Origin of the sequence: Candidatus Pantoea gossypiicola, from assembly GCF_008632075.1 — a bacterium.
GTDB classification, from domain to species: Bacteria; Pseudomonadota; Gammaproteobacteria; order Enterobacterales; family Enterobacteriaceae; genus Pantoea; species Pantoea gossypiicola.
Map to the genome: position 1 here is coordinate 53,202 of NZ_VWVM01000013.1, position 13,373 is coordinate 66,574.

General features: G+C 49.3%; 11 protein-coding genes. 1 reads left to right on the forward strand and 10 read right to left on the reverse strand.

What is annotated here, in order from left to right; all coding sequences use genetic code 11:
- Positions 1-12: 12 nt before the first annotated feature.
- The 4 genes from F3I20_RS16420 to F3I20_RS16435 are packed head-to-tail and all read right to left on the reverse strand — an operon-like array spanning position 13 to position 4,641.
- Positions 13-1,206 carry a glycoside hydrolase family 53 protein gene (locus F3I20_RS16420; protein ID WP_150037959.1) on the reverse strand — a complete coding sequence of 398 codons (1,194 nt, stop codon included), beginning with the start codon at positions 1,204-1,206 and terminating at the stop codon, positions 13-15.
- Between the two features lie 3 nt (positions 1,207-1,209).
- The gene (locus tag F3I20_RS16425; RefSeq protein ID WP_013196085.1) at positions 1,210-2,061 is read right to left on the reverse strand and encodes a sugar ABC transporter permease; all 852 of its coding nucleotides are present in this window, start codon (positions 2,059-2,061) and stop codon (positions 1,210-1,212) included.
- A gap of 10 nt (positions 2,062-2,071) precedes the next feature.
- The gene (locus F3I20_RS16430; RefSeq protein ID WP_370513517.1) at positions 2,072-3,421 is read right to left on the reverse strand and encodes a carbohydrate ABC transporter permease; all 1,350 of its coding nucleotides are present in this window, start codon (positions 3,419-3,421) and stop codon (positions 2,072-2,074) included.
- Positions 3,421-4,641: an extracellular solute-binding protein gene (locus F3I20_RS16435; protein ID WP_150037957.1), complete on the reverse strand. Its 1,221-nt coding sequence runs from the start codon at positions 4,639-4,641 to the stop codon at positions 3,421-3,423. Before F3I20_RS16435 ends, F3I20_RS16430 begins: the two co-directional genes overlap by 1 nt.
- 324 nt (positions 4,642-4,965) lie before the next feature.
- Between F3I20_RS16435 and F3I20_RS16440 the strand changes: the two genes are divergently transcribed.
- A complete protein-coding gene (locus F3I20_RS16440) occupies positions 4,966-6,084 on the forward strand; it encodes an ABC transporter ATP-binding protein (RefSeq protein WP_150015424.1) in 1,119 nt (372 codons plus the stop codon).
- A 174-nt stretch (positions 6,085-6,258) separates the two neighbouring features.
- On the opposite strand, the gene F3I20_RS16445 is transcribed toward F3I20_RS16440, so the two are convergent.
- The 6 genes from F3I20_RS16445 to F3I20_RS16485 form a co-directional block, all read right to left on the reverse strand.
- Positions 6,259-6,570, reverse strand: coding sequence for a cupin domain-containing protein (locus tag F3I20_RS16445; protein ID WP_150015425.1), 312 nt, complete (start codon positions 6,568-6,570; stop codon positions 6,259-6,261).
- A 2,110-nt stretch (positions 6,571-8,680) separates the two neighbouring features.
- The gene (locus tag F3I20_RS16460) at positions 8,681-9,100 is read right to left on the reverse strand and encodes a hypothetical protein (protein ID WP_072052758.1); all 420 of its coding nucleotides are present in this window, start codon (positions 9,098-9,100) and stop codon (positions 8,681-8,683) included.
- An 890-nt stretch (positions 9,101-9,990) separates the two neighbouring features.
- Complete coding sequence (locus tag F3I20_RS16470) at positions 9,991-10,362, reverse strand: hypothetical protein (protein ID WP_150015427.1); 372 nt, start codon at positions 10,360-10,362, stop codon at positions 9,991-9,993.
- A 129-nt stretch (positions 10,363-10,491) separates the two neighbouring features.
- On the reverse strand, positions 10,492-11,196 hold the full coding sequence (locus tag F3I20_RS16475) for a DUF1868 domain-containing protein (protein WP_150015428.1): 705 nt from the start codon (positions 11,194-11,196) through the stop codon (positions 10,492-10,494).
- Between the two features lie 70 nt (positions 11,197-11,266).
- Positions 11,267-12,385 carry an ROK family transcriptional regulator gene (locus tag F3I20_RS16480; RefSeq protein WP_150015429.1) on the reverse strand — a complete coding sequence of 373 codons (1,119 nt, stop codon included), beginning with the start codon at positions 12,383-12,385 and terminating at the stop codon, positions 11,267-11,269.
- Between the two features lie 29 nt (positions 12,386-12,414).
- Positions 12,415-13,242, reverse strand: coding sequence for a glycerophosphodiester phosphodiesterase (locus F3I20_RS16485; protein ID WP_046102943.1), 828 nt, complete (start codon positions 13,240-13,242; stop codon positions 12,415-12,417).
- Positions 13,243-13,373: the final 131 nt, after the last annotated feature.

Here is a 13,373-nt window from a genome sequence, read left to right on the forward strand (position 1 = left end):
GAGTGCTGATAGTTAATGAAAAACCTGCAGCGAAGGCAGCGCCTTGCCGTGACAGTCAAACAGCGCCTGATTCTCGCGGGCGTTACCCTGTTTCCATTCGTCGTGGATATATTTCATGCCGACGGGCGTAGCCCAGGTATTACCGGGCGCGGGGATCCACGCCGGTTCCCAGTAGACTACGCCCTTGCCGCGATGGTCCGGCACCGCCAGCACCGCTTTAATCAGGTCATGCAGATAGGCCGCCTGCCCCGCGACCGTGCCGGGATAGCCGCCTGCCTGCTCCTCTTTGGCCTGGAAACTGTTCTCAGCACTGTCACAGTTTTCCAGCGTGTAGCCATAGGCGGCTTCCACCACCATCACGTCTTTGTCATAGCGCCGGGAGATATCATCCATGTTGGCTTTCAGGGCGCTGATGGGGCCGTTCCAGTAGGTGTACATCGACAGACCGATCACATCGAACGGCACATCACGCTTAATGATTTCATCGAACCACCAGCGGAACGTATCGTTTTTAGTCCCCTCAGCCAGATGCAGCATGATCTTCACCTGATGCGGATCGCTAAGGTTCTCGCGCAACCCGCTGATGCCCGCCTTCAGCAGGCCCGCCAGCCGATCAAACTCGCCGCCGTTCTGGCCCCAGCTCTTGCCTTCAGGCCAGAGCATGCCGCCGTTAAGTTCGTTGCCAATCTGCACGATATCCGGCATAACGCCCTCCGCTTTAAAGCGGCTGATGGTGTCTCGGGTATAGTCATGCACACGCGTTTCCAGCTGCGGAAAGGCCAGTGACTGCCATGCTTTGGGCTTGAACTGCTTGCCAGGATCGGTCCAGAAGTCGCTGTAGTGAATATCCAGCAGCAGCTTAAGTCCCGCCGCTTTCACGCGCTTCGCCAGCGCCAGTGTGGTCGCCAGGTCATTGCCGCCACCGCCGTAGGTCTGGCCGCTACCGTCAGTGGGATCGACCCATAGCCGCAGCCGGATAGTGTTAATGCCGCTGGCTTTCAGAATGGCGATAGCATCCTGCTGCTGGTTATCCGCGTTGTAGAATTTCGCGCCCTGCTTCTCGAGTTCTGCCAGTGAAGAGATGTCCGCACCTTTGATAAAATCGGCGGGCCACGGCCCGGCAGAGGCGATAACAGGCTGATCGGCGGCGAGCAGCGGCGTCGCCCAGGCCAGCGCCAGGGCGAGAATCAATGTTTTGGGCGTCATGATTTATCCTTTAGTACTGCCTGAAGCCAGGCCAGAGACGAAGTATTTCTGCAAAGCCAGATAAAACACGGCTACCGGGACAGCGATCAGCACAGCTCCCGCCGCATAGGTGGTGTAACTGGCACCCATTTTTTGCGACACCAGGTTGTAGAGGCCAATCGGCAGCGTGAACTGTTCCGGCGTGCGCAGAATGGTGCTGGAGAGAATGAAATCGCCCAGCGGCCCCGTGAACGAAAACAGTGCAACGACCGCCAGAATCGGCTTCGACAGCGGCATGATGATCTCAACAAAGATGCGGAAGTTGCCCGCGCCATCCATGCGCGCTGACTCATCCAGATCTTTGGGAATCGAGTCGAGATAGCCCTTCATCAGATACGTGTTCATCGGGATCATCCCGCCGACATAGATCAGTACCAGCGCCAGGTGGCTGTTAATCAATCCCAGCAGTTGCGACAGGACGAAGATCGCGATCAGCGCCGAAAACTGCGGGATCATCTGCAGCAGCAGAAACAGCATCAGTCCGTTCTGCCGTCCCTTAAACCGAAAACGGGAAAAGGCGTAAGCGGTACAGCTGACGCTGATTAATGTCAGCACCATGGTCAGGAAACTGATTTTCATCGAATTCCAGTACCAGGTCAGGTAAGGCACCGTACCGTTGAACAGGTCGCGATAATGCTGAAGCGACGCATTCTCCGGAATGATCGAACTGCTGAGCAGACTGTTGCCCGCATTCAGTGATGCCCCTACCGTCCAGACCAGCGGATAAATGATGATGGTCGAGACGGCCAGCACCACCAGCCAGGTCAGCGACAGGCGTATCCACCTTTCGCGTTTAATACTGCCGGACTTCGCCATAACTGCTCCCTTACGCCATCTCATCTTGTTTAAACGACCGGGTCGCGCGGAACTGCCACAGCGCCAGACCTACCACGAAAATCGACAGCAGAATGGTGATCGTGGCGGCGATAGCATATTGCGACGACGACATGGTGAGCTTGTAGATCCATGACACCAGAATATCGGTGCCTCCGGCATTCGATCCCGCCACCGCCGGACCACCGTTGTTAAACAGATAAATGATGTTGAAATTATTAAAGTTGAAGGTGTATTGCGTAATGATGATCGGCGCAATGGCGTAAAGCACCAGCGGCAGCGTGATGGTTTTCAGCCGCGTCCAGGCGCTGGCACCATCCATGATTGCCGCCTCATAGAGGTCGTCCGGAATCGCCTGCAGCACCCCGGTGGTCATCGCAAAGACAAACGGGAAGCCGAGCCAGGTCTGCATCATAATCAGCGCGGTTTTGGTCCAGAACGGATCGGTCATCCAGGCTTTCGGTGCGATGCCAAAGAAGTCGAGAATCGCATTGTTAATCACCCCAAAGCTGTCGTTGAACATCCCGGCAAACACCAGAATGGTGACAAAACCCGGCACCGCCCACGGCAGGATAAAGATAGTGCGGATCAGCGGTTTAAAGCGCAGGTCTTTCTGATTGACCAGAATCGCCAGCATCACGCCGACGGTGCACTGCAGCGTGGTCGCCAGCAGCGTCCAGACCACCGTCCACTGCAGCACATCGAAGAAGGTGGAACGCCAGATCGACAGCGTGAAAATGTTGATGAAGTTTTTGAATCCTACCCAGTCCACCAGCTTCGCCGGCGGCGTGTGATAGAGGTTGTAGTTGGTGAAGGCGATGGCAAAACCAAACAGAATCGGAAACACCACCACGAACACCAGCAGAATAAAGCCCGGCGAAATCATCAGGTAGGGGAAGCCGTCGCGCAGCAGCAGCTGATACTGCTGACGCACGCTGTTAAGCTGCTGCCCCCTGTCGCGCTTAACGCCATTGACCCAGGCATCGCGCACCGACAATCCCCAGATTGCCACGCCAAAGGCGGCGATCAGCACGCTGATAATTCCCTCCGCCAGCAGGAAAATGGAGTTATCGCGCGGCACCGATTCACCCAGCGTGTATAGCCCCCAGAATCCCTCACGCAGAAAATCGTAAAAGACGCCGGTAAAACTGCTGAGCAGAATCAGAAAGCACAGGCCTTTCGCCCACTGGCGGTGATAAAACTGGCCGAAGCCAGGCAGCAGTGCCAGCAACGCACCGGCCGTCGCATGACGACACGGACGCTTAGCGGTCACCAGATGTTCATCGGAAGATATAGCCACACTCTGATCCTTATCCTGTACGGTTATCCCGTGAACCGGCATTACTGGTTGCTGGCCTGCATCGCTTCAATCTGCATGCTGATCTGTTTCACCGCGTTATCCAGTGCCGCTTTTGGCTCCTGCTTGCCGGAAACGCTCAGCTCCAGCGCCGCATTGGCCGGACCCCACACTTCCTGCATCTCCGGCACGCCTGGCATGGCTGAGGCTCGCGTCGCCTGCACCGCGACCGCGTTGGCTTTCTCATCATCTTTGATAATCGGATCGTTCATCAGCGCAGTAACAGGCGGAATCTCCTGGGTTTTCTGATAGCGCGCTTTCACGTACTGCGGCTGGTTGATAAAGGTAAGGAACTTCTGTGCCAGCGCCTGATCTTTGCTCCAGGTCGATACCACATAGCCTTTAACGCCCAGGAAGGAACTCATCGGCTTGCCGTTTGGCAGTAGCGGCAGGGGTGCCACGCCGTAGTTGATCCCGGCCGCCTGATAAGGCTGAAACGCCCACGGCCCGTTGATCACCGCTGCCGCTTTCTTCTCGGTAAACAGCGAGTCGATAGCGTTAAGGCCGTTGTCGCCCATGATGCCGCCAGGCAACAATCCTTCGCTGAAGAAGCGCTTCAGGTACGTCACCGCCTCCACGCTGCCTGGGGTGTTCAGCCCGATATCCTGAGTGTTAATTGCGCCTTTTGCATCTTTACCAAAAATGTAAGACCCCATGGGTGCCATCACGCCCCAGCTGTAGTAAATCTGGTCGAACTTCGCCAGCAGGCCATACTGTTTTGCCTCGCGCTGCTTCTGCGAGAACGCGCGATACTCATCCAGGGTTTTCAGCGGCGCGGGCAGCAGATCTTTGTTGTAGATCAGCACCAGGGTTTCAACCGCCTTAGGAACGCCGTAGACCACGTTATTCTGTGTGAACGCGGCCATTGCCGAAGGCGTATAAGCGCTCTGCTCTGCCGCATCGATTTTCAGCGGAGCCAGCAAGCCCTGCACCACCGCACTGCCGAGCTGGTCGTTGGGGATCACCAGCACATCCGGGCCGATACCTGCCGGACCATCCAGACGCAGCTTCTCAATCTGCTGCGCAAACGGCATCTCCTGTACTTTCACTTCTACGCCGAACTGTTTCTGAAAATCGGCGATCGCCGTTTTGATGCCGTCCGATTTCTTAATGTCTTCCCAGACGGTGAGTTGCTGAGCGGCCCAGACGGATTGACTAAGCATCATTGCTGACAGGAGTAGCGTTACGCTGATTTTGATTTTCATTACCGGCCTCGTGTGAAGGTATGACATTTTTAGCTGTCACTTGCTGTTGTTCTTTTTTCAGGCACATGCTGAACAGGGATTAATCGGTCATCTATACGTGAATAACGTATCGCATTTGTGCCCTACGCTACGCGGAATGCGTAACGTGCTCCAGCCCGTTCGCACCAATGTGTGATCGCTATTACAGAAATCAAAAACAGCGATAGGGCGTACCCTGACGGAACGTTATAGTCAACGCAGGCACCATAAGGGCTGACGTGGAAACTGACCAACTGTTATACGTCGTACATTTTAGCCGCCAAATTCCTTGCCATGAGGTTCAGTATGTCCAGCATCAGATTGAGAAATGTCACCAAACGCTTTGGTAAAACAGAAACGCTGAAAAGTATCGCACTCGATATCGAAGCTGGTGAGTTTGCAGTATTCGTCGGTCCGTCAGGCTGCGGAAAATCCACGCTGCTGCGGTTGATTGCCGGGCTGGAAGAGATCAGTGACGGTGAGATTCTGATTGGCGATGAGGTGATGAATGATGTAGCGCCCTCGCACCGCGGCGTGGCGATGGTGTTTCAGTCTTACGCGCTCTATCCCCATATGACGGTAGCGGAGAATATTGGCTACGGACTGAAAGTGAACGGGCTACCCAAAGCGCAGATTCAGCATCAGGTGGAGATGGTGGCGAAGACGCTTCAGCTGGCGCACCTGCTGGATCGTAAACCTAAACAGCTTTCCGGCGGACAGCGTCAGCGTGTCGCCATTGGTCGCGCCATTGTGCGTAATCCCCGGGTGTTTATGTTTGATGAGCCACTGTCGAACCTGGATGCAGAGCTGCGTGTCGATATGCGGCTGCACATTGCTAAGCTCCATCAGGAGCTGAAAACCACCATGGTTTATGTGACGCACGATCAGACGGAGGCGATGACGCTGGCCGACAAGATTGTGGTGATGAACTACGGCAAGGTGGAACAGGTCGGTTCGCCGATGGAACTCTACTACAATCCGATCAACCGCTTCGTAGCGGGTTTTATCGGCTCGCCGAAGATGAACTTCCTGCCCGGGCGCGTAGAGCAGTGTGGCCCTGGCGGGCTGGTCGCTCTGATCAATGACGGCGAACACCGGCTGCAACTCCCCTCACCTATCAGCCCGCTGCAGCCCGGAGATGAGATCACTCTGGGTATCCGGCCGGAACAGTTGCAGATCAACGGCGATGCACCCCTGAATATCGACTTCCACTGCGAGGTCGTGGAACGGCTCGGCAATAATACGTATCTGTTTGGTCAGAGCCACGGCCACGACGGCTTTAAGATGCTCCTGCCGGGCGATGTGCATTTCCGCCCTTATCAGACGCTGCGGCCCAGCTTCCATCCGCACCACTGCATGGTGTTTGATGCCGACGGTGCTCGTATCAGCGCAGATATTGCGATGCCGCAGGTGCGCGCGGCCTGAGGTTTTATGAATCTGGCAGGCTGGATAAGACATCGACAGCCTGCCCCTGGCAAATAAAGGTCTGGTCTGCCGGTTCCTGCAGGATTATCCCGTTCACAGGTAGCTGGCTGATATTACTGATGGCCAAAACGGACACTGACCTCAGGCTTTACCGGTTAACTGATCAGACCTTCGTTAAACCGATCCCTCTTTTTCAATGACCAGCACGCGGGCGACACCTTGCGGACGCGCAATATGTTCTATACCTTCGCTGGCATAGAAAATATCACCTGCGGTGAGTGCTCTGCTTTTGATTTTACCGTTTTCTTTGTATTGCATCTCAACACACCCATCCATGACAGCAAAAACCTCCTGTCCATCATTGATGTGCCATTTATAAGGCTGATCGGTCCAGTGAAGTTTCACGCTGATATTATCGAAGCTGGCAATGTGTTGAGCATCCCAGGCTTTAGAGCCGGTAAATGCTTTACTGCGATAAAAGTTCATCTTTTCTCTCTCAACAGACGTGATTTAACGTCATGAATAGCAGAGAGCGTTAGTGTGTTCTATACGCTTGCCGTCTGTTGTCCTGATTTGTCCCTGGGTTGTCCGTTTGATGGTAAAGCTGGGATGTGGGATTAGAGAACGAGGGCGGGGAAATCGGGTGCGGTTTGAACCTGAGTGTTTTGAAGTCTGAACCCTTTTCTTTATCAGATGACTGCCCGATGAACTCTGTGTGTGACTAACGCTCTCTTGCGGCATATCCCAGACCCGGGACGGAGCCGATGTCCGCTCTGTGCCAGAAGCGGACATTACCTAATTAAGTACCCGCAGCCGATGGCCAGCAGTGAGCGTTTGACGATGCAGACGTCGTCAAAGCTGCTATCACCGCACATCAGATAAGTAGCAACCATCGATACTGGTTCTGAAAAAAGTATCGCTGTCTGCGGCCGCACAGAACGCCTGGTAAACCTTTGCCGGTACGGCAAGCCAGCGCCTGCACGCCCGTAGTCGCGTCGCATCCCGCGCTTCTGAAAAGCGCAGATGTAACTTCATGTCTGTTCATAGTGTTCTTCCGGGCAGGTCCCTGATGTAGGGAATATTTGATCGTAAAAGCGCGGGGCCCCCGCACACATTGCCTGTACTGGGTAAAATAAAATCGCATATGGCATGCTGTTTACTTGCGGCTAATCCACTGCAAGTCCTTCACTATGAACTGCCCCGGGCGTTTACTGAAAATTTATAACGTACTGATTTTATTTGTTATAGGTCTTAACCGGTTTACACGTAGGCGTGCTTACAGTTGGCTCCTGTAACGGAAGACCAGGAATCACGTGGGCTTCACAGTCTAAAATACGCCCCTTATCAGTAGTTGCGCGATACGATATCACCTGAGACCCGAGCGCATCAGGCTTAGACATGGAAACATTAGTCACAGTTATCTCATCGGAAGACCCCAGGCCTAACATTTTAGAAGTATCAGCCTGTAGTATCGGGATTGCGAGATCAGGAGACATCGTAGTACACGCACTTAAAAGAAAAGAAACAGCTGAAATACAGATAATTTTTTTCATGATTTTAACTCCAGATTGTTCAGGCAAAATTTTATTTGTTAATTACCAATATTCTAACAGCAACATGTTAGAAAATAGTTAGTACATCGATAAAAAGTCAATACTGTTGATATGAGTATCTCTTTTAAGTAAAGGTTTTTATTTAATTCCCAGAAGGTATTCTGGTCAGTTTATTCCCCAATAATGTAATATGCCGGTTGTACCGAATTACCAGCCTCCCAATCCACAGTTACCTTTGACTTCGTAGTAATCGATTATGTTCGTTTTCGGATCAGCCCAGAATCCAACTTTACATGACTCCTGCACATGTTGTGTTTCGAACTGATTAACCAGAATCGGACGGCCTTGTGATGTATCCATATAAGAACCGTTGAACTTTTCCTGATCGTATTCAAGCCCCTTAAAATAAAACTGATAAAAATTATGTCCGTAAAATTTACTTTACGTACTTACACTTGTTCCTGTACTAACAAACAATCGATTACCGAAAACCCTGTAGGCTTCATTGATATTTTTCCCATCAGATTTTCTGCTGCCGTCCGCTCCGGAGCCAGGGTAGAACATCCTGCTAGCAGCCAGGCAGCTGAAATAGTAACAGCTATTTTATTAATCCGTTTACACATTTTTTAAGGCCTTCATAAAACTAGACCCACTCAAAAAAACAGCACCGTATATTAAAAAGTGGTAATAAATTCTTGATTCATGGCCTGTCAGGGTGCCCTTATTTCATTTCCCTTATTGTTAGAGTTGCCACCTGGCGAAGACCATTTTGTTAATGTGCACTGTTAAAAAAACTGATGACAGGTTATTTTATAATCCTGAATCCAGAAGTTATGCAGTATATTTTATTTCCAGTCATGACACATACCGTCCATGCCGAATCCCTACATCGCCAGCCAAAGTTAGCTTTACTATTTTCGCTCCCGCCAGATAACGGTAAGGTTTCTGGCGGAAAAACGGGGCGGATGCGAGCGGCTGAGAATCAAAAAATAAAACTAATTAGTCAGGAATGATTTTATTTCCTCAGCTCGCTCATGAATTAATTACATAATCCAGTCGGAAACAACTTTGTTTTTGGTAAAGTAAATTGTCAAAGAGTCGCTACGATGCTCTGAATTTCCGGTTACTTTATCAGAAACAGAACTTATATCATCCTTGGTGTTCTGTGCTATAGTCGCACTAGTCATGGCGCCGCTTAGTGCTGAGGTTCCGGGAATGTATGAAAGCGCTTTTGAAAGCGAACTCATGTTACCATCCTTATTAAACGACCATACGTAACTACCGTCTGAATGTGATGTCTGTCTGTCTGGTGTGCCATAGAGAGTCTTAACTTCAGATTCCGTTGTTTTATTAGGCGTGATGTGAGCTGAAACATAACTCCGGGTAAACTTATCCTCACCGCTGAAGGAGCTGCATCCTGAAACGAATAGCATAAATGCAATTGCTACCACATAAATCTTCATAATATTGACCTTATGATATTTCCTGAGTTGATTGGATTTTTATGACAATTTCCACCGAAGTTTTGTCAAAGTTTTTTCTTATACTGAAAAGCCCGTTTTTAACTGAAATTCTCCCAGTAAATGCCGGATTATGTAAGCTTTCCCCATATTAAATCCAGGTAAGCGCAAAACTTACTAAAGAGTTGGTTTTGGTACCGGTATACTTCCATCAATCAATTTTGCACCTTCAGGTCTTTTTGGACAGCCACCTGATGAATACCATCTTGTTATTATCCCTTGCTCAACCAGAAATCGCTTATCACAGTTTGCATATTCAGGAATATAGTTCCACATACTTGAATCGGATCCATTTACAATCCAGTTATACTGGTAATCAAGTATGCTGCTTCCGTTACTCAGAGCCTGGCTGTTTTGAGGCGGTCCCCACGCCATTACAAGTTCGTCTGCCGACGACCCGACCCATGATGCAGCGATATCCGAACTGGTCTGATAACGTTTATTAAAAATCAGGTTGCCGAGTGGAGAGCCTGCACATCCAGTCAGTATTAATACAGAAATAATTAAATAAATGCACCGCATATGATTTCCCTTAAGTCATTATTTATAAATTAAGATGTTTTATTTTCATAGTTTCAGTTACTTTTCAACATAACACCCCTTTAACCAAGGGGTTTAATATTGCTCAGGCTGAATCCAATAAAATAAAAAGTTTCCTAGCATCGTTAGTACTCCACATCTCTACATGCATTTTTCTATGACGCCGCGCAGCTTTGTGACGGCTCAATGTTAAAATCGTTGAGCGGCCCCTTAATTAAAGACACATTTTTTCAGTAATACAGCGACAGATTTGCAAAGTATAAAATGAATCGCTGATTCATATGCCGGCTGTATTACTGCAGTCCAATTTTCTGCCTTTTGTTAGAAAGACCACCTGTCGAAAGCCATTTTGTTAGTATGCCCTGCTCGACAAAAAAAACATGGGCACAGGTTTCATAATCCGGCATATGATTGCGCGTTGTTAAACCATATTCATTTACAGGCCTGTTATACAGGTAAGTCAGTGTGCTACATCCGGCACTCCGATTCAGTCTATATTGCGGCGTACCCCATGCAATCAGCAGTTCATCCTGCGATATCCCTACCCATGATGCAGCAATATCTGAAGCAATCTGATCACATTTGTTAAGTATAAGATTACCGACTGGAGAGCCTGCGCTCCCAGACAAAATTAAGACAGGCCTGATTAAAGAAAGCCACCTCATTTGTTTCTCCTTCCCAGAAAACTTAATTTTTCAGAAGCGACATTGGAAGATACTTCTTCAACTTTCTCAACCGGGCATCTCTATATCAGATCATCTTAAAGCGGTCCTGTTAGAGAGTTGATAATATTGCTAGATTGTGCAAATTCTGCGGAATGAGTACATGTCTCGTAATGTACAGAACTCAAATTCCCGAATGATAATTTTGCCAGCCTTCGAGATCATTTCTCTCCACTCCATACTTTTGTCCCTGTATTCCAGTTTTTCCGCTCCATCAAGCGTCTCCAGAAGATACCCCAGCGTAATATGGTACTGATAGGAGTAATGATCGTCACGACGAATACCCGTTATTTCTGACAACTCACCTCTTATTTTCTGAAGACGGTTGTATGTGGTCTGATCGGCCGGTTTTAGTGGGATGAAAAAATTATCATTTTTTCCTGGCAATGGTGCGTCTGAGTCCACCATGAAATCAAAGGATTCAGACAGGCCTGGCTGACGTAAATTAAGTTTATCCAGAAAACATCTGTTAAGCTCGTCCAGCGCCAGCTCACGAGATATACCGGCTGGCCATGGGCCTGAATGACGATCGCACTCGTTTACACCGGTAAAAAGCGTAATGTGGTAACTGCTGGATGGAAGGGCCGCCATTTTCCTGAAAAAACTGGTTTCCGGCAGTGCTCTGTATACATTAAGTATTGTATCAAAAGTCTTAAATCCTTCCCCCTGCTGTTCAAGGTGGCCAAGAAACGTATTACCCGCAAAAGGTAAAGGACACCCGGAGGATGAAAATTTTCTTCCCACATCCGGGGCGTAACTGACAAAATCACGTGACATATCCCATCCTCTTTTACTGATATACGGGCCGGCGTACCCTTTACACCAGAGTAAAACTAATCCGGCACTGCTACTTTTTTATATTCAGTGTGTAATATAAGGGCAGCATTGCTGCCCCGCGTGACGCACCCTCTTTACTGAAAGCAGAAGCTTCAATTTGTGCTGATGACCGTAACGGCTCTAATCGTCCGCTGACTCTCAGCCTGAGCTCCTTCACCAGCCGGCCGACGATTTTTTTAGGCATCGCGCCACCCAGCGTGATAACTTCAGGATCCAGCCACTGGATACAGCTGAATATAATGGGTTCGAGTTGTTCACTGACACGCGCTATCCAGCACTCAATAACCTTATTCCCGCTGCCAGCAAGGCCATCAAGTTCATCGGGATCCAGACCGGCCTTCTCCAGAGTGATAAGCAAATCTTTATAAGAAGGCCTTGGCAGTTCGAGTGGGAAACTCATTCCAAGTTCTCCGGCATTCGAAAACCCCCCACTCAGAAGCTTATTGTCAGCAATAATGCCTGCAGCAATTCCGTAACCCAGGTCAATAAGGACCAGGTCAGAAATGTTACTGTGATTACCGGAGTAATATTCGGCAATGACAGAAGCATTTACGATGTTTTCTACCCAGGTCGGGTAAGGTAACGCTGCTGCAAAGACTGCCTGGAGGTCAACCTCCCTCCAGGTATCAAGCCATGCTACTGTCTGTCTTTTACGGCCGTCTTTTTTCAGGAATCCCGGAACGGCATATCCAATGCCCAGTATTCGTGAGTTACTTAAACGTTTCTTTTTAAGTGCACCGGCAACCATCTGTATGACCTGATTGACCGTATGGGATATTTCACGGTTTTCAGTATGTTTTTCTGAAACCTGTATGAGCGGTTTTCCGCTAAGGTCAACGACGGCAATGTCAATAAACCCAGGACTGAAGGAAACGCCTATAGAGCAGGCCCCTCCTGGATTCAGGCGCAGGGGTAAAGAAGGCTGACCACGCTTGCCATCATGTACAGGCTCACCCTCGATGATCAGACCGGTAAAAATGAGTTCACGACACTGCTGTGTTATAGCTCCCGGAGTCAGTCCTGAGAGACGACTGAGCTCGGCCCGTGTAACGGTGCCATGATTCCTGATCAGGTCGATCAGGTTACGCTGCGTCGCGCTCAGTTCTAAAGGTGCACTGACTAAATTCATGATAATTCCTATATACGGGCATCAAATGGTTAAGCACATTTTAACCCGGCGTCTTTGATGAGTCTTTTGACATACAGGACGTCATCATGGCTGACCATGTCAATCAGACCTTCCTTCATCCAGAACAGTATCTCGCTGCGGACATCATGCCCGAACTTAAAACGGTAGTACTCCAGCGTATCGAGACCGAGCTTGCCCGGAGTAAGGTAAAGGCGTACACCTAATCCCGCCTGCTTATAGGCCTTCAGATCGTCTATATGTGTATGTTCATATTCAAGACAAACACAATCAGCACCCGAACCGAGAATAGCTTCAAGCTGATTTTTATAGCGTTCAAGTGAGACTGTCTGAATCTTCAGACCCGGAACACTGTCCCTGACCTGATTAAGCAGTACATGGTTAAACCCCAGTAACTGCATTCTTTCGATAATGCCTGTACTGGTGTTCACCAGTTGGGTGAATCTTTCAATAAAGCGGTCAAGACGACAGCGCTGTTTTATCTCTACGACAAGACCCATATCGTGCCTGATCGCCCAGTCAAAGATGTCATCCAGTAGCGGTATAGCAGCCTTTCCTTCTTCGGAGGAAACGCTGACGCCAAAGTCATACGTTCTCAGTTCGTCGAGAGTCATATTTGCCACATAACCAGAGCCATCCGATACTCTGTCAATGCGGTAATCATGAATAACCACCATTTTCTCATCCTTAGTCATGTGCACATCGAGTTCAATACTCGACATTCCAGCCAGGCGTGCGCCTTCAAATGCCAAAAGCGTATTTTCAGGATACTTACTGGAGTATCCACGATGGCCGTTCGCCAGTACGACCCCTTTACTGGCCTGATGGAAGTTGAACACGTTCAGCACCTTTGAGAAAAAGTATTATCCTTCGCTATTAAGTATGTTATCTAAACTTAATAAAAAAAGCAGCGAAAATCTAATTTATTTTTTTATTTAATAAAATCATATATATACAGTTTTCTTAATGA